This window comes from Streptomyces cynarae (assembly GCF_025642135.1).
Taxonomy (GTDB): domain Bacteria; phylum Actinomycetota; class Actinomycetes; order Streptomycetales; family Streptomycetaceae; genus Streptomyces; species Streptomyces cynarae.
The window spans coordinates 2893058-2911724 of sequence record NZ_CP106793.1 but is presented as its reverse complement, the minus strand read 5'-3'; the positions used below and the strand labels follow the sequence as shown (position 1 = coordinate 2911724).

At 72.3% G+C, this 18667-nt stretch carries 13 protein-coding genes and 1 pseudogene; 8 read left to right on the top strand and 6 right to left on the bottom strand.

The genetic code is table 11. The features are described from left to right. Positions 1 to 8 precede the first annotated feature (8 nt). Together N8I84_RS13605 and ppdK are read left to right on the top strand one after the other, a co-directional pair. A pseudogene (locus N8I84_RS13605) lies at positions 9 to 1228 on the top strand (ROK family protein). Positions 1229 to 1684: 456 nt separating this feature from the next. Next, positions 1685 to 4426 (top strand): pyruvate, phosphate dikinase, encoded by a 2742-nt coding sequence (gene ppdK, locus N8I84_RS13600; RefSeq protein ID WP_263229783.1) that lies wholly within the window; start codon positions 1685 to 1687, stop codon positions 4424 to 4426. 127 nt (positions 4427 to 4553) lie between these two features. Here ppdK and N8I84_RS13595 read toward each other — a convergent pair whose 3' ends face one another. Beyond that, the gene (locus N8I84_RS13595; protein ID WP_263229782.1) at positions 4554 to 5162 is read right to left on the bottom strand and encodes a hypothetical protein; all 609 of its coding nucleotides are present in this window, start codon (positions 5160 to 5162) and stop codon (positions 4554 to 4556) included. 478 nt (positions 5163 to 5640) lie between these two features. On the opposite strand from N8I84_RS13595, the gene N8I84_RS13590 reads away from it, so the two are divergent. The 4 genes from N8I84_RS13590 to N8I84_RS13575 all read left to right on the top strand — a co-directional run bounded on the left by N8I84_RS13590 (position 5641) and on the right by N8I84_RS13575 (position 10732). Further along, complete coding sequence (locus N8I84_RS13590) at positions 5641 to 6858, top strand: NAD(P)/FAD-dependent oxidoreductase (protein WP_263229781.1); 1218 nt, start codon at positions 5641 to 5643, stop codon at positions 6856 to 6858. Further along, on the top strand, positions 6858 to 9449 hold the full coding sequence (gene nirB / locus N8I84_RS13585; protein ID WP_263229780.1) for a nitrite reductase large subunit NirB: 2592 nt from the start codon (positions 6858 to 6860) through the stop codon (positions 9447 to 9449). Before N8I84_RS13590 ends, nirB begins: the two co-directional genes overlap by 1 nt. Then, positions 9446 to 9799 (top strand): nitrite reductase small subunit NirD, encoded by a 354-nt coding sequence (gene nirD / locus N8I84_RS13580; RefSeq protein ID WP_263229779.1) that lies wholly within the window; start codon positions 9446 to 9448, stop codon positions 9797 to 9799. The genes nirB and nirD overlap by 4 nt, the downstream gene beginning before the upstream one ends. 150 nt (positions 9800 to 9949) lie before the next feature. Further along, a complete protein-coding gene (locus tag N8I84_RS13575; protein ID WP_263229778.1) occupies positions 9950 to 10732 on the top strand; it encodes a sulfite exporter TauE/SafE family protein in 783 nt (260 codons plus the stop codon). 34 nt (positions 10733 to 10766) lie between these two features. On the opposite strand, the gene N8I84_RS13570 is transcribed toward N8I84_RS13575, so the two are convergent. The 4 genes from N8I84_RS13570 to N8I84_RS13555 all read right to left on the bottom strand — a co-directional run bounded on the left by N8I84_RS13570 (position 10767) and on the right by N8I84_RS13555 (position 14947). After that, positions 10767 to 11387, bottom strand: coding sequence for a class F sortase (locus N8I84_RS13570; protein ID WP_263229777.1), 621 nt, complete (start codon positions 11385 to 11387; stop codon positions 10767 to 10769). Positions 11388 to 11501: 114 nt separating this feature from the next. Continuing rightward, positions 11502 to 12026 carry a hypothetical protein gene (locus tag N8I84_RS13565; protein ID WP_263229776.1) on the bottom strand — a complete coding sequence of 175 codons (525 nt, stop codon included), beginning with the start codon at positions 12024 to 12026 and terminating at the stop codon, positions 11502 to 11504. A gap of 262 nt (positions 12027 to 12288) precedes the next feature. Then, positions 12289 to 13218, bottom strand: coding sequence for an aminoglycoside phosphotransferase family protein (locus N8I84_RS13560; protein ID WP_263229775.1), 930 nt, complete (start codon positions 13216 to 13218; stop codon positions 12289 to 12291). Positions 13219 to 13294: 76 nt separating this feature from the next. Continuing rightward, positions 13295 to 14947 (bottom strand): M4 family metallopeptidase, encoded by a 1653-nt coding sequence (locus N8I84_RS13555; protein ID WP_263229774.1) that lies wholly within the window; start codon positions 14945 to 14947, stop codon positions 13295 to 13297. 145 nt (positions 14948 to 15092) lie between these two features. Between N8I84_RS13555 and N8I84_RS13550 the strand changes: the two genes are divergently transcribed. Together N8I84_RS13550 and N8I84_RS13545 are read left to right on the top strand one after the other, a co-directional pair. Further along, positions 15093 to 15506 carry a gamma-glutamylcyclotransferase family protein gene (locus N8I84_RS13550; RefSeq protein WP_263229773.1) on the top strand — a complete coding sequence of 138 codons (414 nt, stop codon included), beginning with the start codon at positions 15093 to 15095 and terminating at the stop codon, positions 15504 to 15506. Between the two features lie 101 nt (positions 15507 to 15607). Continuing rightward, positions 15608 to 16549, top strand: coding sequence for an intradiol ring-cleavage dioxygenase (locus N8I84_RS13545; RefSeq protein WP_263229772.1), 942 nt, complete (start codon positions 15608 to 15610; stop codon positions 16547 to 16549). Here the strand turns inward: N8I84_RS13545 and N8I84_RS13540 are convergent. After that, positions 16497 to 18662, bottom strand: a complete 2166-nt coding sequence (locus N8I84_RS13540; protein WP_263229771.1) for a molybdopterin oxidoreductase family protein — start codon at positions 18660 to 18662, stop codon at positions 16497 to 16499. The two genes, N8I84_RS13545 and N8I84_RS13540, sit on opposite strands and share 53 nt — an antisense overlap. Positions 18663 to 18667 lie beyond the last annotated feature (5 nt).

Sequence of the window (18667 nt, the reverse complement as noted above, 5' to 3'; positions counted from 1 at the left end):
GGGTGCGCATGAGCGGAAGAGCCGGAAAGCCGGGCGCGTCGGCCGGCGCCGGAGATCTGCTCGAACTGGTGCGCAGTGGCCGCGCGACGACCCGGGGTGCCCTGCAGCAGGCCACCGGCCTCTCCCGGGCCACGGTCGGCCAGCGCCTCGACCGGCTGTTCCGGGCCGGGTGGCTGCGTGAGGGCGCGGGCGGACCGGTCGACTCGCCGCTGGGCGGACGCCCCTCGATCACGCTCGAGTTCGACGACGCCCATGCCGTGGTGCTCGCCGCCGACCTCGACACCCGGCACGCCCGCGCGGCCGTCCTCACCCTGGCCGGGGAGATCCTGGTCGAGCACAGCGGCGTCCTGCTCCTGGAGGGGGGTCCGGACGCCGTCCTCGGCGAGCTGGGCCGCTGGTTCGCCGGACTCCTCGACAAGGCGGGCCATCAGGCGCACGAGGTCTGTGGGATCGGCCTCGCGGTACCGGGGCCCGTCGACTGCGACACCGGCCGGGTCGTGCAGCCGCCGATCATGCCGGGCTGGGACGGCTACGACATAACGGGGCGCCTCGCCCGCGCCTTCACCGAGCACGCGCACGGCGCCGCCGACGTCCCCGTCCTGGTCGACAACGACGCGAACCTGATGGCGTACGGCGAGCAGCGCACCGCGCACCAGGACTGCCGGGCGTTCGTGCTGGTCAAGGTCTCCACCGGTATCGGCGCGGGCGTGGTCGTGGACGGCCGGATCTACCGCGGCGTCGACGGCGGCGCCGGCGACATCGGGCACATCCGCGTCCCCGACGGCGCCGACGCGCTGTGCCGCTGCGGGTCATACGGCTGCCTGGCCGCCGTCGCGAGCGGCGGTGCCGCGGCGCGCCGCCTGGCTCAGGCGGGGTGCAGGCCGCCTCCGGCTCGGACGTACGGGACCTGCTGGCCGCGGGGCACCCGGAGGCCGTCGCGCTCGCGCGGGAGGCCGGGCGGAGGGTCGGGGAGGTGCTGGCGACCGTGGTGACCCTGCTGAACCCGGGGGTGCTGATGATCGCGGGCGACCTCGCCGGGACGCCGTTCCTGACGGGTGTGCGGGAACTGCTGTACCAGCGGGCGCTGCCCCGCTCCACCGCACATCTGGACGTGGTGGTCTCGCGGCTCGGCGAGCGAGCGGGGCTGGTGGGTGCGGGCGCGTCGGTCGTCGAGCACCTGTACGCGCCGGAGCGGGTGGAGGAGCGACTGAAGGCACTGGGTGTCTGAAGTCCCCACCCATGGCCGGAGATCCCTCCCTCGTTCTTGTTGGGTGCGTGACAGCTGCATTTCGGTGCGGATCGGCGTCCGCATGGTGAAATCGGGCGACCTCGGTTAGCGTGATTCTCGCCACCCCTGATAGGGGTTGCGCTCAGATGAGCGGATCTTGGGCGGCTGCACTTCCTCAAGGGGTGGCACTGAGTGTCACCCCTTGATCGTTCATCGAGCGAAAATCAGAAGTGCCGAGACCCGCTCATGTGAGCATCAAACCCCCTCTACAGGCGTTGATGCCTTCAACAAGTGAAAACATCGCCCGGTCGCCACTTGCCAAGCCTTGACTTTCGATCCGGTGGCGGACGAGTGGTTACGGGCACATGACGGGCAAGTGGACGTACCCAGACGCCTTTGATCTGGGTATGTTCCTCGCCGTCAGGGCAGCCACCGCGTCCTCGAGGAGTCGAGACCGTGTCGGAAAACAAAGATCGCCACGTAACAGAGAACGGCGTCGAGGGCTTGAAGTTCGTTTACGACTTCACCGAAGGCAACAAGGACCTCAAGGACCTTCTCGGCGGCAAGGGTGCGAACCTCGCCGAGATGACCAACCTGGGCCTGCCGGTCCCTCCGGGCTTCACCATCACCACCGAGGCCTGCAAGGTCTACCTGGACAGCGGCGAGGAACCCCCGGCACTGCGTGACGAGGTGAGTGCGCACCTCGAGGCCCTCGAGAAGAAGATGGGCAAGAAGCTCGGCCAGCCCGACAACCCCCTTCTCGTCTCCGTCCGCTCCGGGGCCAAGTTCTCGATGCCGGGCATGATGGACACCGTCCTGAACATCGGGCTCTCCGACAAGTCCGTGCAGGGCCTGGCGAAGCAGGCCGGAGACGACCGCTTCGCGTGGGACTCCTACCGCCGGCTCATCCAGATGTTCGGCAAGACGGTCCTCGGCGTCGACGGCGAGCTCTTCGAGGACGCGCTGGAGGCGGCCAAGGAGGCCAAGAAGGTCGCCGACGACACCCAGCTCGACGCGGCCGACCTGAAGAAGCTGGTCACCAAGTTCAAGAAGATCGTCAAGACCGAGGCCGGGCGCGACTTCCCGCAGGACCCGCGCGAGCAGATGGACCTCGCCATCAAGGCGGTCTTCGACTCCTGGAACGGCGACCGCGCCAAGCTCTACCGCCGCCAGGAGCGCATCCCGCACGACCTCGGCACCGCGGTCAACGTCTGCTCGATGGTCTTCGGCAACCTCGGCCCCGACTCCGGCACGGGCGTCGCCTTCACCCGGGACCCCGCCTCCGGTCACCAGGGCGTCTACGGCGACTACCTGCAGAACGCGCAGGGCGAGGACGTGGTCGCGGGCATCCGCAACACCGTCCCGCTCGCGGAGCTGGAGAACATCGACAAGAAGTCGTACGACCAGCTGCTGCAGATCATGGAGACGCTGGAGAACCACTACAAGGACCTCTGCGACATCGAGTTCACCATCGAGCGCGGCAAGCTGTGGATGCTGCAGACCCGCGTCGGCAAGCGCACGGCGGCCGCGGCCTTCCGCATCGCGACCCAGCTGGTGGACCAGGGCCTGATCGACGAGGCCGAGGCGCTGCAGCGGGTGACGGGCGCGCAGCTCGCGCAGCTGATGTTCCCCCGGTTCGACGAGAAGGCGAAGGTCCAGCAGGTCGCCCGCGGTATCGCGGCCTCGCCGGGCGCGGCGGTCGGCAAGGCGGTCTTCGACTCGTACACCGCGGTGAAGTGGTCCCGCTCCGGCGAGAAGGTCATCCTGGTCCGCCGCGAGACCAACCCCGACGACCTGGACGGCATGATCGCGGCCGAGGGCATCCTGACCTCGCGCGGCGGCAAGACCTCCCACGCGGCCGTCGTCGCGCGCGGCATGGGCAAGACCTGTGTGTGCGGGGCTGAGGAGCTGGAGGTCGACACCAAGCGCCGCCGGATGACGGTGCCGGGCGGGCACGTCGTCGAGGAGGGCGACGTCATCTCCATCGACGGCTCGAGCGGCAAGGTGTACCTGGGCGAGGTCCCGGTGGTCCCGTCCCCGGTCGTCGAGTACTTCGAGGGCCGGATGCACGCGGGCGCCGACGACGCCGATGAGCTGGTCGAGGCGGTGCACCGCATCATGGCCTTCGCCGACCGCAAGCGCCGCCTGCGCGTCCGCGCCAACGCCGACAACGCCGAGGACGCGTTGCGCGCACGCCGCTTCGGCGCCCAGGGCATCGGCCTGTGCCGCACCGAGCACATGTTCCTCGGCGACCGGCGTGAGCTGGTCGAACGCCTGATCCTGGCGGACACGGAGGCGGAGCGCGAGGAGTCGCTCAAGCAGCTCCTGCCCCTGCAGAAGCAGGACTTCGTGGAACTGTTCGAGGCGATGGACGGCCTCCCGGTCACGGTCCGGCTGCTGGACCCGCCGCTGCACGAGTTCCTGCCGGACATCACCGAGCTGTCGGTCCGCGTGGCCCTCGCCGAGTCCCGCCAGGAGCCGCACGAGAACGAGCTGCGCCTGCTCCAGGCCGTGCACCGGCTGCACGAGCAGAACCCGATGCTCGGCCTGCGCGGCGTACGTCTCGGCCTGGTCATCCCCGGCCTGTTCACCATGCAGGTCCGGGCGATCGCGGAGGCGGCGGCCGAGCGCAAGGCGGCCAAGGGCGACCCGCGCGCCGAGGTCATGATCCCGCTCGTCGGCACGGTCCAGGAGCTGGAGATCGTCCGCGAGGAGGCCGACAACGTCATCGCGGAGGTCGAGTCGGCGACGGGCACGGAGCTGAAACTGGCGATCGGCACGATGATCGAGCTGCCGCGCGCCGCGCTCACGGCCGGTCAGATCGCGGAGGCCGCCGAGTTCTTCTCCTTCGGCACCAACGACCTCACGCAGACGGTGTGGGGCTTCAGCCGGGACGACGTGGAGGCGAGCTTCTTCACGGCGTACCTGGAGAAGGGCATCTTCGGCGTCTCCCCGTTCGAGACGATCGACAAGGACGGCGTGGGCAAGCTGGTCCGCGACGCCGCGAAGGCGGGCCGCGCCACCCGGCCCGACCTCAAGCTCGGCGTGTGCGGCGAGCACGGCGGTGACCCGGAGTCGGTGCACTTCTTCCACGAGGTGGGCCTGGACTACGTCTCCTGCTCCCCGTTCCGCATCCCCGTGGCCCGCCTGGAGGCCGGTCGGGCGGCGTCGCAGTCGCAGGGAAGCGACCACCGGTAGGTCCTCCGGCGGACCTTCGCCGAACGCCGGAACCGCTGCCGGTCACCCCGACCCTCACCGACACGGCAGCGTTCCGGAGCACCCAGAGAGGGCGGCACCCCTGTGCGGGGGGTGCCGCCCTCTCGCGTCAGTACAGGAAACGGTGCAGTGGAGCGGACTCGGTCAGCAGCATGGTGACCCGGTGGGCGAGCCGCTGCCACGCCTCCTCCTGGGCGTAGGAGAGCCGCACATCCTCGTCGCCGGCCGCCGTCTGCAACGTCGTGAAGAGGACATCGGTGTCGGCGTCGGGCGCGAGGTCCACCATCGACAGCACCCGGGCCAACGCACCGACCAGGCCGGCCGCGGACTCGCCCTCGGCGGACGCGTCGCCGAGGAACGCGGCGACACCGCCCGACGGCTGCGGCGATGCGACGAGGGCCCCGGACAGCTCACGCAGCAGTGCGTACAACAGGTCCGTCTCTTCGGTGGGCAGCTGGACCACGCGCAGACCCTCGTGCTCCCAGCGGCCGTTCGGCGTCCACACCCGCGGTCCGCGGGCCACCGCTTGGGCCAGTGCCGCCCGGACGCGCCGGAAGGCGGCGAGCCCGTCCGCGAACAGCGCGTGATCACACCCCTCACGGGGAGCCCCGGCCAGGGGAACCAGCAAGTGCTGCTCCACCTGCTCGCATTGGGCGTCCAGTTCCGGATCCACGACAACGAGGCGAACTGACGTGCGCTGCTGGTGCTCCTGCTCCATGTCGAACACTCTGCCAGTCGGCTCTGACAACGGTCGTGGGGCGTCCCGCGGACTCGGCGCCCGGCGCAGGCCTTGTGGCCGGGGCTGTGCGCGTGGCAGCGGCCGCATGACGCGTCAGCGGGTGCGACACATTTCCCAGATGTGTCGCAGTCCAGCCGGTACACCACCTTTGTGGGCGCGCCCGGATCCGGCGACGCAACCTGGCACCGGAGGGACAGCCCTACGACCTGTTCGGCGTGGTCCTCGACGTCCTGGCCCAAGGCGGCATGCGCGTCACCCCGGCATGAACCGCGGTCCGCGCGCCGGGCACCGATCCGGCCCGACGCGCACGTGCCGTCCTCCCGCGCCCGTCTCACACCGCGCCCCCGCCCCGCCCCCGGAACCCTCACACCCACCCCGCGCCCCCGCTGAGGGCAGCGTTCCCCGTGGGAAACAGTCGTGATGCGGCCGGGTAACGTCGGCACCGCACGCTCGACACATGACCTCGAATACGCGTGTGGTGGTGATCGGCGCCGGGCTCGCGGGCGTCCGACTCGCCCGGCGGCTCGGCGAGCTCGGTGTGCCCGCCCTGGTCGTCGGCGAGGAGGAGCACCCCCCGTACAACCGTGTGCTGCTCGCCGACGTGCTGGCCGGCCGCTACGCGCCCGAGGTGATCTCCCTCCCGGCCCCCGAGCGCCTCGTCCGCGCCCGGGTCACCCGGATCGACCGGGCGGCCCGCGAGATCCACTGCTCGGACGGCGCGGTGATCGCATACGACACGCTCGTGCTCGCCACCGGTTCGAACCCCGTCCTGCCGCCCCTGCGCGGTCTGCTCACCCCCGACCGGCCCGAGCTGCCCGAGGGCGTCCACGCGTTCCGCACCATGGACGACTGCCTGGGCCTCGCCAAGGCCGTGCGCCCGGGTGTGCGCGCCGTCGTCATCGGCGGCGGGCTCCTCGGCGTCTCCGCCGCCCGCGCGCTCGCCGCCCGCGGCGCCCAGGTCGTCCTGGCCCAGCAGGCCGAGCGCGTGATGGAGCGCCAGCTCGACCCGTCGGCGTCCAAGCTGGTGCGCCGCCACCTCACCGACCTCGGCGTCGAGGTCCACACCGAGACCCGGGTGCGCGGCGTGCGCACCCTCGGCGGCGCCGTCCGCACCGTGGAGATGGCCGACGGCTACGCCCTCGACACCGACCTCGTCATCCTGGCCTGCGGCGTCCACCCCCGGGTGGGCCTCGCCCAGGACGCGGGCCTCGCCGTCCACAAGGGCATCCTCGTCGACGACGAACTGCGCACCTCCGACCCGCACATCCGGGCCATCGGCGACTGCGCCCAGCACGACGGCACGGTGTACGGGCTCGCCGCCCCGGCTCTCGAACAGGCCGAGGCGCTGGCGGAGTCGCTGGCCGGAGACCCGGACTCCCGCTACACCGGCACCCGCTCCCTGACCCGGCTCACCCTCGCCGGGCACGACTTCCTCGACCTCGCCGCCTTCGGCGAGACCGAACCCCGCCCCGGCGACGACGTCGTTCAGCTCACCGACGCCACCCGCGGCACCTACCGGAAGGTCGTCGTCCGCGACGACCGCCTGGTCGGCGGCGTACTCGTCGGCGAACTCGGCACCGTCGGCGCGCTCGCCCGCGCCTGGGAGGGAGCAGAGCCGCTCCCCACGGACGGTGCCCCGCTGCTCCACCTGCTCACCAACGATGGAGGCTCCTGATGTCCACGGACACCACCCCCACGATCGTGCTCGTCGGCCATGGCATGGTCGGCCAGCGCTTCCTCGAAGCGCTCGCCGAGCGCGGCCTGACCGCCACGCACCGGGTGGTCGTGCTGTGCGAGGAGCCCCGCCCCGCCTACGACCGCGTGCAGCTCACCTCGTACTTCTCGGGCACCACGCCCGACGAGTTGTCCGTGACCGACATGGAGTTCATCGCCACGCACGGCATCGAGCTGCACATCGGCGACCCGGCCGAGACCATCGACCGGGAGGCGAAGACGGTCACCGCCCGCTCCGGGCTGACGGTCGCGTACGACACCCTGGTCCTCGCCACCGGGTCCTACCCCTTCGTCCCGCCGGTCCCCGGCAAGGACGCCGAGGGCTGTTTCGTCTACCGCACCATCGAGGACCTGCTGGCCATCGAGGAGTACGCGAAGACGAAGGCGACGACGGGCGCGGTGGTCGGCGGCGGTCTGCTCGGTCTCGAAGCGGCCGGCGCGCTCAAGGGCCTGGGCCTGAACACGCACATCGTGGAGTTCGCGCCGCGTCTGATGCCCGTGCAGGTCGACGAGGGCGGCGGCGCCGCGCTGCTGCGCACCATCGAGGACATGGGCCTGACCGTGCACACCGGCACGGGCACCCAGGAGATCGTCGTCGGTGAGGACGGCTCCGTCACCGGCATGAAGCTCTCCGACGGCTCGGAACTCGCCACCGACATGGTGGTGTTCTCGGCCGGTGTCCGCCCCCGTGACCAGCTGGCCCGTGACTGCGGTCTGACGGTGGGCGAGCGCGGCGGCATCACCGTCGACGAGCAGTGCCGCACGGTTGCCGACCCGCACGTGTTCGCGATCGGCGAGTGCGCGCTCGCGGCGGACGGCCGGGTGTACGGCCTGGTCGCGCCCGGTTACGAGCAGGCCGAGACGGCGGCCGCGACGATCGCCGCCGACGAGGCGGAGTTCACCGGCGCCGACCTGTCCACCAAGCTGAAGCTGCTCGGCGTCGACGTGGCCTCCTTCGGCGACGCGCACGGCACCACCGAGGACTGCCTCGACGTCGTCTACTCCGACTCGCGCTCGGGTCTGTACAAGAAGCTGGTCATCGGCCGCGACGGCACGCTGCTCGGCGGCATCCTGGTCGGCGACGCGGAGGCGTACGGCACGCTGAAGGCCTTCACCGGTTCGGTCCCGCCCGTCTCGCCCGAGTCGCTGGTGCTGCCCGCCGGCGCCGGGGAGTCCGCCCAGCTCGGACCGACCGCGCTGCCGGACGACGCGATCATCTGCTCCTGCAACAACGTCACCAAGGGCACGATCCGCGGCGCGGTCACCGAGCACAAGTGCACCACCGTGCCCGAGGTGAAGAAGTGCACCAAGGCCGGTACGACGTGCGGCAGTTGTGTCAAGGTGCTGGGCCAGCTGGTCGACGCCGAGCTCGAGGCGAGCGGCGTCGAGGTCGACAAGGGCCTGTGCGGCTGCTTCTCGCAGACCCGCGAGGAGCTGTACGAGATCGTCCTCGCCCTGCGGATCAACTCCTACCAGGACCTGCTCGACCGCTACGGCCGCGAGGGCGCCCGCGGCGGCGACGGCTGCGAGACCTGCAAGCCGGCCGTCGCCTCGATCATCGCCTCGCTCGCCCCGACGATCGGCGCGAGCGGCTACGTCCTGGACGGCGAGCAGGCCGCGCTGCAGGACAGCAACGACCACTTCCTGGCCAACCTGCAGAAGAACGGCTCCTACTCGGTCGTGCCGCGCATCCCCGGCGGTGAGATCACCCCGGAGAAGCTGATCGTGATCGGCGAGATCGCCCGGGACTTCGGGCTCTACACGAAGATCACCGGCGGTCAGCGGATCGACCTGTTCGGTGCGCGCGTCGAGCAGCTCCCGCTGATCTGGGCCCGGCTGGTCGACGCCGGCTTCGAGTCCGGCCACGCCTACGGCAAGGCGCTGCGCACCGTGAAGTCCTGCGTGGGCTCGACCTGGTGCCGCTACGGCGTCCAGGACTCCGTCCGCATGGCGATCGACCTGGAGCTGCGCTACCGGGGCCTGCGCTCCCCGCACAAGCTGAAGTCGGCCGTCTCCGGGTGCGCCCGCGAGTGCGCCGAGGCCCAGTCGAAGGACTTCGGCGTGATCGCCACCGCGGGCGGCTGGAACCTCTACGTCGGCGGCAACGGCGGCGCCACCCCGCGCCACGCGGACCTCCTCGCCCAGGACCTGTCCGACGCGGAGCTGATCCGCCTCATCGACCGGTTCCTGATGTTCTACATCCGCACCGCCGACCGCCTGGAACGCACCAGTGTGTGGCTGGAGCGGATCCCCGGCGGCCTGGACCACGTGCGCGACGTGGTCGTCCACGACTCGCTCGGCATCTGCGACGAGCTGGAGGCCCTGATGGCCGCGCACGTCGCGAACTACCGCGACGAGTGGGCCGAGACCATCAACGACCCCGAGAAGCTGGCCCGGTTCGTGTCCTTCGTCAACGCGCCGGACACCCCCGACCCGGTCGTCGGCTTCGTCCCCGAGCGCGACCAGATCAAGCCCGACCTGCCGCTGCTCACCATCGGCACGCGACCCCTGGAAGGAAGCGCCCAGCGATGACCCTTGCACTCGAGACCACCGACCTGAAGATCGAGCTCCGGATCGACGAGGACACCTGGTTCCCCGTCTGCGACATGAGCACGCTGACCGCGGGCCGCGGCGTGGCGGCACTGCTGCCGGACGGCCGCCAGGTTGCGCTCTTCCGGGACCGCTCGGGTCGGCTGTACGGCATCGACAACCGGGACCCCTTCGGCGGCGCCGCGGTCCTCTCCCGGGGGCTGACCGGCACCCACCAGGGCCGCCCCTTCGTCGCCTCGCCGCTGCTCAAGCAGCGCTTCGACCTGGAGACCGGCCAGTGCCTGGACGACGAGACCGTCCGGGTGGCGGCGTACGAGGTACGGGCCGCCTGAGGACGGCGCCGAGGACCCCTCCCTCTGTCCGCCGGGCCGGTCACAGGCCCGGCGGCGGGGGCCGTCGGCAACCTCGGCAGACCCTCGTCAACCTCAGAAGACCCTCATATGGATGGACGGGCCACCGACCCCGTCCCTAGGGTCACGATCATGCCCGACATCTCGCTGACCTTGGTCGCCGCCCTGTGCCTCGCCGCGCTCGCGGCCGGCTGGATCGACGCCGTGGTCGGAGGTGGCGGGCTGCTGCTGCTTCCCGTACTGCTGCTGGGGCTGCCCGGCGGCACCCCGGCGTCGTACGCGCTCGGCACCAACAAGGCCGTCGCGATCGTCGGGACGACGGGGGCGGCCGTCACGTACGCGCGCCGGACACCGGTCGACGTGGGCACGGCCGTACGGATCGGGCTCGCGGCGCTCGCCGGGTCCACGGCCGGGGCGTTCGTGGCCGCCGGGCTGAGCACCGACGTCCTCAAGCCGGTCGTCATGGTGGTGCTGCTCGGCGTCGGCGCCTTCGTCCTCCTGCGCCCCGCCTTCGGCACCGCCCCCTCCACCGCGCCGGTCTCCGCACGCCGGGTGCTCGCCGCGATCGGGCTCGCGGGCCTCGGCATCGGCTTCTACGACGGCCTCATCGGCCCCGGCACCGGCACCTTCCTCGTCCTGGCGCTCACCGCGGTGCTGCACATGGACCTGGTGACCGCCTCCGCCACCGCGAAGATCGTCAACTGCTGCACCAACGCGGGCGCGCTCGCCACGTTCGCGTGGAAGGGCACGGTGTTCTGGCAGCTGGCGGTGCTGATGGCCGGCTTCAACCTGGTCGGCGGCATGGTCGGGGCGCGGACGGCGCTGAAGCGGGGCAGCGGGTTCGTGCGGATCGTGCTGCTGACAGTGGTGTTCGCCCTGGTCGCGAACCTGGCGTACGAGCAGTGGCTGGCCTGAGTGAGCGGTGGGTGCCGCAGATGGCCCGGGCGGTTCAGCGGCTGCCCGTCAGGTGGGCGAAGACGACCACGTTGCCCTGGTAGCCCGTCGTCTTCGAGTATCCGCCGCCGCAGGTGATCACGCGTAGCTCAGGGCGCCCCGCCGCGCCGTACACCTTGTCGTCGGGGAAGTTCCGCGCGGCGTAGACCTCGACCGCGTCCACGGTGAACACGGCGGTCGAGCCGTCGCGGCGGCCGATCTCGATCGTGCTGCCCTTGCTCAGGGCGCCCAGGTCGTAGAAGACCGCCGGGCCCCGGGTGTTGTCGACGTGCCCGGCGACGATCGCGGTGCCGGTCTCGCCGGGCATGGTGCCGGCCTCGTACCAGCCGGCGAGGTTCTTGTCGTCGGCGGGCGGGACGTCCAGGCTGCCCGCACTGGTCAGCCTCAGGCCCATCAGCGGGGCGTCCACGTGGATCGAGGGTATGCGGATGCGGTCGGGCGGGGAGGGCGGCAGCGCCGGCGCGGCGGAGCCCTCGCGGTCCGGCTCCACGGCGCCCTGGGCGGCCGAGGGTTGCGGGGGAGCGTCGCTCCGGTAGGCGCTGTGCAGCAGCCAGGCGCCGGAGCAGAGGGAGACCGCCGTGACGGACGCTATCGCGGCGTTACCGACCTTGTGCACACGAAGCTCCTTCCGGGAGAGCGGGACCCCGGGCCCCCTCCGGGCCGCGAGGGGCAGTCGGACCCGGAGGGGGAGGGGGACGGCGGTACCGGCGACGGACAGCGGAGGTGTCCGTCAGATCCCGTTGCCTCTCAGTCGGCGATGCAGGAGCCAGGTACCGCCCGCGGCGGCGACGGCGAGTGCCGTCACACCGGCCGCGGTCCGCACGGGGTCGGGGCCGAGTGCACCGCCGACCCCCGTCTTCACGCTTCCTCGCGGACGCGTCTGATCCTTGGCCGCGCTGAGGGCGACCGTCAGGTCGCCGGTCACCCTGGCCCGCCGGCCTCCGGAGCACGTGGCGACGATCTCGTACGTCCCCGGCTGCGCGCTGGGCGGTACCCGGAACCGGCCGATCACGTCCTGCTCGTGCGTGCTGGGCGCGAGCGTGAACGTGCCGCCGCCGACCGCGGTGGCGTCGCCCGCCGCGGAGCCGTCCGCGCCGCACGCCGCCGTGTTGACGGTGACCACGCTCCCGGGCACGGCCATGGTGGGGAAGACCTCCAGCCTCCCGGTCTCACCGCCGTACGCGGGCGCGGCGGCGAGCCCCGCGGCGGCGAGGGCGAGCGCGGTGCCGGTCAGCGAACGGGCCGTACGTCGCATCGTGGTGCTCCTCGGGCGGGACACGGCCCGCGGCCTCACCGGCGTGCCGCTGTGTCGGTCGTGTCCTCGCACTGTCGAGGAAAAGGGCAGCAGACCGCGGCCGCTCGCTGACGGTATGTCAGAAATGCGATGAACGGGTGCCCGCCGAAGGCGTCAGCGGCGACATTTTGGCAGGTCAGTGGCGCAGGGGCGGTGAGTGAGGGAAGAACACCCCAGGGTGAACGGGGGTGGTGAACAGGGGTGGTGAACGGGTGACCGGTCGTCAGGCGCCGGATGCCGTCCGCTGCGCCGCCGGGAAGCCCCGGTCCGCCAGGGCCTCGGTCACCGCCCGGTGCCCCACGGCCGCCAGGACCGGATTGGTCTCCCGGTAGTAGTGCTCCGCCATCAGGCCGAAGCACAGGGCCCAGCCCCGGCCCCGGGCCCAGGTCGCGTCGTCCACGGCGGCCGCCTCACGGAACAGGTCGCGGGTGCCGTGGGTGAAGACCGCCCACGCGGCCAGGGTGTCGGCCGCCGGGTCGCCCACGCCCAGGCCGCCGAAGTCGATCACCGCGGTCAGTCGGCCCGCGGTCGTGAGCAGGTTCCCGGGCAGCAGGTCCCCGTGCAGCCAGACCGGATCGCCCTCCCACTGCGGGAGCCGGACGACCTCCTCCCACAGTGCCGTCGCCGCAGCGGCGTCCACCGTGCCGTCCGCGCCCAGGTCGCGGATGGCCGCGCGGACGTACGCGTCGTTCGCCGCCACCGGGCCGCCCCGCCAGGACGCCGGACCGCCGCTCGCGTCGACCCGCCGCAGGGCCGTCACGAAACGGCCCAACTCCATCGCTGCCGCGTCGAGTTCGGTGATCGGTGCGTCGTACGCGTTCCCGCCGTCCAGCCAGCGCAGCACCGACCACGGATGCGCGTAGCCGTGTGCCGGGGCGCCCCTGCCGAGCGGCACCGGAACGGGCAGCGGCAGATGCGGGGCCAGCAGCGGCAGCCAGCGCTGCTCCTCGTCCACCTGCCGCGCCCCGCCGGGCCGCCGGGGCAGCCGTACGACCATGTCGTCGCCCAGCCGGTACATGGCGTTGTCCGTCCCGGCGGACGGCACCTCGGTGACCGGCAGCCCGGCCCACCGAGGGAACTGCTCGGCGACCAGCCGGCGCACCAGCGCGGTGCCCACGTCCAGTTCGTCGGCGTGCATCTTCGCGGCGGGCATCGGTCTCCAGTGGGGGTACGGCGGTCGGGTGCCGCAGCGTAGGCAGGGCGGCACCCGACCCGCCACCGCATTTCCCTCAGCCGACGTTCACGGCGCTCCAGGCCGCCGCCACCGCGTTGTACTCCGTGCTCCCCGCCCCGTAGAGGTCCTTCGCCGCGTTCAGCGTCGCCGTGCGGGCGCCCGCGTAGTTCGTCGAGGACGTCATGTAGACCGTGAGCGCCCGGTACCAGATCTTGCCGAGCTTGTCCCGGCCGATGCCCGTCACCGTGGAGCCGTTGCAGGTGGGGGAGTCGTAGGCGACAGCGTTGATGGTCTTGGCGCCGCTGCCCTCCGCGAGCAGGTACGCGAAGTGGTTCGCGACGCCGGACGAGTAGTGCACGTCCAGCTTGCCCACCGAACTGCTCCAGCAGTCCGCCGAGTTGCCGTCCTTGGACGGCTTGTCCATGTAGCGCAGAGCCGACTTGCCGAAGCCCGACCGGACGATCTTCTCGCCGATCAGGTAGTCACCGGGGTCGGAGGCGTTGTTCGCGTACCACTCCACCAGCGTGCCGAAGATGTCCGACGTGGCCTCGTTCAGCCCGCCCGACTCCCCGGAGTACGCCAGCGCCGCCGTCTTCGACGTCACGCCGTGCGTCATCTCGTGCCCGGCCACGTCCAGCGCCACCAGCGGCCCGAGCGTCGTGCCGTCACCGTCGCCGTAGGTCATGCAGAAGCAGTTGTCGTCCCAGAAGGCGTTGTTGTAGTTCGTGCCGTAGTGGACGCGGTTGTAGGAGCCCTTGCCGTCGCCCGCGATGCCGCTGCGGCCGTGCACGTTCTTGTAGTAGTCCCAGGTCACGTCGGTGCCGTACTGCGCGTCCACCGCCGCCGAGGAGCGGTCCGACACCGTGCCCGAACCCCAGTGGTTGTCGGAGTCGTAGAAGAGGGTGGCGGGGGCGCGGCTGACGCAGATGGTGGTGAGGAAGCACAGGTCGGTCTTGTTCTCGGCGTCGCCCGTGTACGTGTCGCCCCGCGTGGGGTCCTTGAGCTGGTACGCCGACCCGGACTGCGTCGTCTGAAGCGGAACCGTTCCGCTGTAGAGGGACTTGCCGTCACCGGTCGCCGTCTCGATGCTGTCCCAGGCGTCGATCTGCCGCCCGGTGCCGGCGTCCGTGACGACCGTGCGCGCGACCGGATTGCCGAGCGTGTCCTGCCCGGTGACCTCGGTGCGCCAGGCCAGCCGGGGCGCGCCGTGCAGCGCGTCGACGACGAGCTGCGGCCTGGCGGTCAGGTGCTTGAGCAACTCCCCGGCGTTCGCGGCGCGCAGCGCGGCGGTGGCGAGGTCGGCGGCCCTGGGGGCCTTCACGGCCGGGGTGATGGTCGGCAGGGAGATGTCCCGCCCGGTGGCCCGGTCGGCGCCGCGGTACGACCCGTCGGGCGCCAGGTGGAGTACGAAGTCGCCGCCCACGACGGGAAGCTGACGGTACGTCCGGTCGTAACGCACATGCCGGCTGCCGTCCGGGTCCACTACGACGTCCCGTACGCTCGTGCCCTGCGCCGGTGTCAGGCCAAGGCGGGCGGCCTCGCGCGCCAGCACCGCCGCGGCGTCGCGGATCACGGTGGACCGGCCGGGTCTGGCGGCCGCGTCGGCGGTGGGGGCCGGGGCGAGCGCGGCGGCCAGCAGGGCGGCGGCGGTCGCGGCGGTGCCGGCCGCGGTGAGACGGGAACCTCGGGCAGGCCGTATCCGGCTCATCGGTCTCCTAGGGAAGGCGCCCGGGGGCGCAATTGGGGAGGGCAGGGGAGGGGGAACCCCCTGACGTCCCTCCGATTGAAGGGTCCAGGGCATGTCATGTCCATGGAGCGGCAGGGGAGATGTGTGAGGGGGAAGAATCGGTTCTGTGAGACTGCCGTTCTTCGTCTACGGGACGCTGCGCCCGGGGGAGCACAACCACGCCCTCTTCCTGCACGGCCGCACCGGCTCCGAGGAACCGGGCCTGCTGCCGGGCGCGGTGCTGTACGAAGGGCCGGGCTACCCCTACGCGGTGGCGGACGCGGACGGCGGCACGGTCACCGGCGAGATCGTCACCGCCCGGCCCGAGGCGTACGACGGTCTCCTCGTCCTGCTGGACCGCCTCGAGGAGTACGTGCCGGGTGATCCGCGCAGCCTCTACGAGCGGGTGCAGCGGGAGGTGACCGCCGCGGACGGCAGGACCGTACGGGCCTGGGTGTACCTGGCCGCCCCCGCGGTCGCGACCCGGCTGCGGCGGCGGGGCAAGCTCATCGAGAGCGGGGACTGGCGCGCCCGCCGCTGATGGCCCGCCACTTGGCGAAAGAGCCGTTCCCGTCCCTCGTGTGGGCGACCACCCCGTGCGCCCCCACTCACCGTCGCACCGCGCCACCTAGGGTCCCGGCCATGACCGATAGCGACCTCACCCGGCGGCGTGCGCTCAGGCTGGGCGGTGCCGCCGTGGGAGCCGTCCTGGGACTGGGGACCGGCGCCTGCTCGTCCTCCCACCGGCACGCTCCGGACGCCCACAAGGCACCCGGCGCGGAGCTGTGCGTGCTCAACCCGAGCGTCACGCAAGGGCCGTACCACCTGGCCGACGCGCCCTTCCGCAGGGACGTCACCGAGGGCAAGGAAGGGGTCCCGCTCACCGTACGGCTCACCGTGCGCGACGAGCCCCATGCCTGCGCGCTCCTGAAGGACGCGGCCGTCGAGATCTGGCAGTGCGACGCCTGGGGCTACCACTCCGGCTTCCCCGCCGTGCACCCGGGCGGCACGGCACCCGCCGAGAGCCACGCCAGCGGCACCGCCCCCACGACGTACCTGCGCGGCTTCCAGACGACCGGCGCCGACGGCGTCGTCGAGTTCGTGACGATCTTCCCCGGCTGGTACACGGGGCGCGCCCCGCACCTCCACGTCAAGGTGCACACCGGAGGCAAGAAGACCGCCGGCACCTACAAGGGCGGCAGGGTCAACTGGACCGGGCAGCTCTTCTTCCCCGACGGCGACGCCGACGCGGTGTACGCCAAGGCCCCGTACACCCAGCACACCGGCACCCGTACCCGGCTCGCGCACGACCCGGTCTACCGCGGTGGCGGCGCCAGGGACGGACTGATGACGGTCACCGGGGACGCCGAGACGGGCCTCGTCGCGACGCTGACCGTCGGCATCGACCCGACGCGGGAGAACACCGGAGCGGGCGGCGCGCCCACCTCCTCCCTGCCGAGCAGCGCGTCGACCGACGGCACGCCACCGCCGGACAGTGCGGCGAGCGCGTCCCGTACGCCCACCTCCGCCCTCACTCCGCGGAGCCCTGGCCCAAGCGCTCCAGCCGTACCGCGCACACCTTGAACTCGGGCATGCGCGAGGTGGGGTCCAGGGCGGGGTTGGTCAGCGTGTTGGCGCGGCCCTCGCCCGGCCAGTGGAACGGCATGAACACGGTGTCGGGCCGGATGGCACGGCTGATCCGCGCGGGCGCGACGGCCCGTCCCCGCCGTGACACCACCGCTACCGCGTCCCCCTCCGACGCGCCGAGCCGTTCCGCCAGCCGCGGGTGCATCTCCACGAACGGCCCGGGCGCGGCGGCGTTCAGCTCCGCGACACGGCGCGTCTGCGCCCCCGACTGGTACTGCGCCACCACGCGCCCGGTGGTCAGCAGCACCGGGTACGCGTCGTCGGGTTCCTCGGCGACCGCCCGGTAGGACACGGCGGCGAACAGGGCCCGTCCGTCCTCGGTGGCGAAACGGTCGAGGAAGAGACGGGGGGTGCCGGGGCGGACGCCGGGCGCCGGTTCGCCCGAGGGACTGAGCGCGCTCGCCCCCTCGACACCGGCGCGCCCCTCCGGCTCCGCGCTGTCGGCCGGCGCCGGGCACGGCCAGAACACCCCGTTCTCCTCCGCCAGCCTGCGGTAGGTGATCCCGGAGTAGTCCGCCGGACCGCCCGCGCTGGCTCGGCGCAGTTCCTCGAAGACCTCCTCCGGGTCCGTGGGGAAGCCCTTCTCCACGCCCAGGCGGGCGGCGAGTTCGTGCATGACCTCCAGGTCGCTGCGCACCCCGGGCGGCGGGGTCAGCGCGCGGCGGCGCAGCAGGACCCGGCCCTCCAGGTTGGTCGTCGTGCCCGTCTCCTCCGCCCACTGCGTGACCGGCAGCACCACGTCCGCCAGCTCCGCCGTCTCCGACAGGACCACGTCGCAGACGGCGAGGAAGTCCAGCGAGCGCAGCCGGTCCTCGATGTGCGCGGCGCGCGGGGCCGACACCACCGGGTTGGAGCCCATCAGCAGCAGCGTGCGGATGTCCGTGCCGAGGGCGTCGAGGAGTTCGTATGCACTGCGGCCCGGGCCCGGCAGGGAGTCCGGGTGCACGCCCCACACCTCCGCCACGTGCCGGCGTGCCGCCGGGTCGGTCAGCTTGCGGTAGCCGGGCAGCTGGTCGGCCTTCTGGCCGTGCTCCCGGCCGCCCTGCCCGTTGCCCTGCCCGGTCAGACATCCGTAGCCGGACAGGGGGCGGCCGGCGCGCCCGGTGGCCAGGCACAGGTTGATCCACGCGCTCACCGTGTCCGTGCCCTTGGACTGCTGCTCGGGCCCGCGCGCGGTCAGCACCATCGCGTTCTCCGGCGCGCAGAACAGCCGTACGGCCTCCCGGAGCTGCGGAACGGACACCCCCGTGATCCGCTCCACGTACTCCGGCCAGTGCGCCATCGCCGCCGCCCGCGCCTCCTCCCAACCGCTGGTGCGCTCCCGGATGTACGCCTCGTCCGTGCGTCCCTCGGCGACCACCAGGTGCAGCAGGCCGAGCGCCAGCGCGAGGTCCGTGCCCGGGCGCGGCGCCAGATGCAGATCCGCCTGCTCGGCCGTCCGCGTCCGCCGCGGATCGACGACGATCAGCGTTCCGCCGTTCTCCTTGAGCTCCGTCAGATACCGCAGCGCCGGTGGCATCGTCTCGGCGAGGTTGGAGCCGACGAGGATCACACACCCGGTCTTCGGGATGTCCTCCAGCGGGAACGGCAGCCCCCGGTCGAGCCCGAACGCCTTCGTCCCCGCGGCCGCCGCGGACGACATGCAGAACCGCCCGTTGTAGTCGATCTGCGAGGTGCCGAGCACCACCCGGGCGAACTTCCCGAGCGTGTACGCCTTCTCGTTCGTCAGCCCGCCCCCGCCGAACACGCCGAGCGCGTCCGGCCCGTGCTCCGCCCGGGCGCGCGAGAACGCCCCGGCGATACGGTCCAGCGCCTCCTCCCAGGTGGCAGGCCTGAGCTCGCCCCCGGACCGGACCAGCGGCGACGTCAGCCGCACCCGTGACGACAGCACCTCGGGCGCCGTACGGCCCTTGCCGCACAGCGCGCCCCGGTTCACCGGGAAGTCGGCACGCTCGGCCACCTCGACGCCCCCCTCGGGCGTGGGATTGAGGTTCATCCCGCACTGCAGGGCGCAGTACGGGCAGTGCGTGGGCGTCGAGGTGGTCTGCATGCCGC

What these genes read in the sequence shown, in the direction of transcription:
- N8I84_RS13595 (WP_263229782.1), bottom strand. Translation starts at nt 5,162, where the DNA reads ATGGAGCAGGAGCACCAGCAGCGCACGTCAGTTCGCCTCGTTGTCGTG.
- N8I84_RS13590 (WP_263229781.1), top strand. Translation starts at nt 5,641, where the DNA reads ATGACCTCGAATACGCGTGTGGTGGTGATCGGCGCCGGGCTCGCGGGC.
- nirB (WP_263229780.1), top strand. Translation starts at nt 6,858, where the DNA reads ATGTCCACGGACACCACCCCCACGATCGTGCTCGTCGGCCATGGCATG.
- nirD (WP_263229779.1), top strand. Translation starts at nt 9,446, where the DNA reads ATGACCCTTGCACTCGAGACCACCGACCTGAAGATCGAGCTCCGGATC.
- N8I84_RS13575 (WP_263229778.1), top strand. Translation starts at nt 9,950, where the DNA reads ATGCCCGACATCTCGCTGACCTTGGTCGCCGCCCTGTGCCTCGCCGCG.
- N8I84_RS13565 (WP_263229776.1), bottom strand. Translation starts at nt 12,026, where the DNA reads ATGCGACGTACGGCCCGTTCGCTGACCGGCACCGCGCTCGCCCTCGCC.
- N8I84_RS13560 (WP_263229775.1), bottom strand. Translation starts at nt 13,218, where the DNA reads ATGCCCGCCGCGAAGATGCACGCCGACGAACTGGACGTGGGCACCGCG.
- N8I84_RS13555 (WP_263229774.1), bottom strand. Translation starts at nt 14,947, where the DNA reads ATGAGCCGGATACGGCCTGCCCGAGGTTCCCGTCTCACCGCGGCCGGC.
- N8I84_RS13545 (WP_263229772.1), top strand. Translation starts at nt 15,608, where the DNA reads ATGACCGATAGCGACCTCACCCGGCGGCGTGCGCTCAGGCTGGGCGGT.
- N8I84_RS13540 (WP_263229771.1), bottom strand. Translation starts at nt 18,662, where the DNA reads ATGCAGACCACCTCGACGCCCACGCACTGCCCGTACTGCGCCCTGCAG.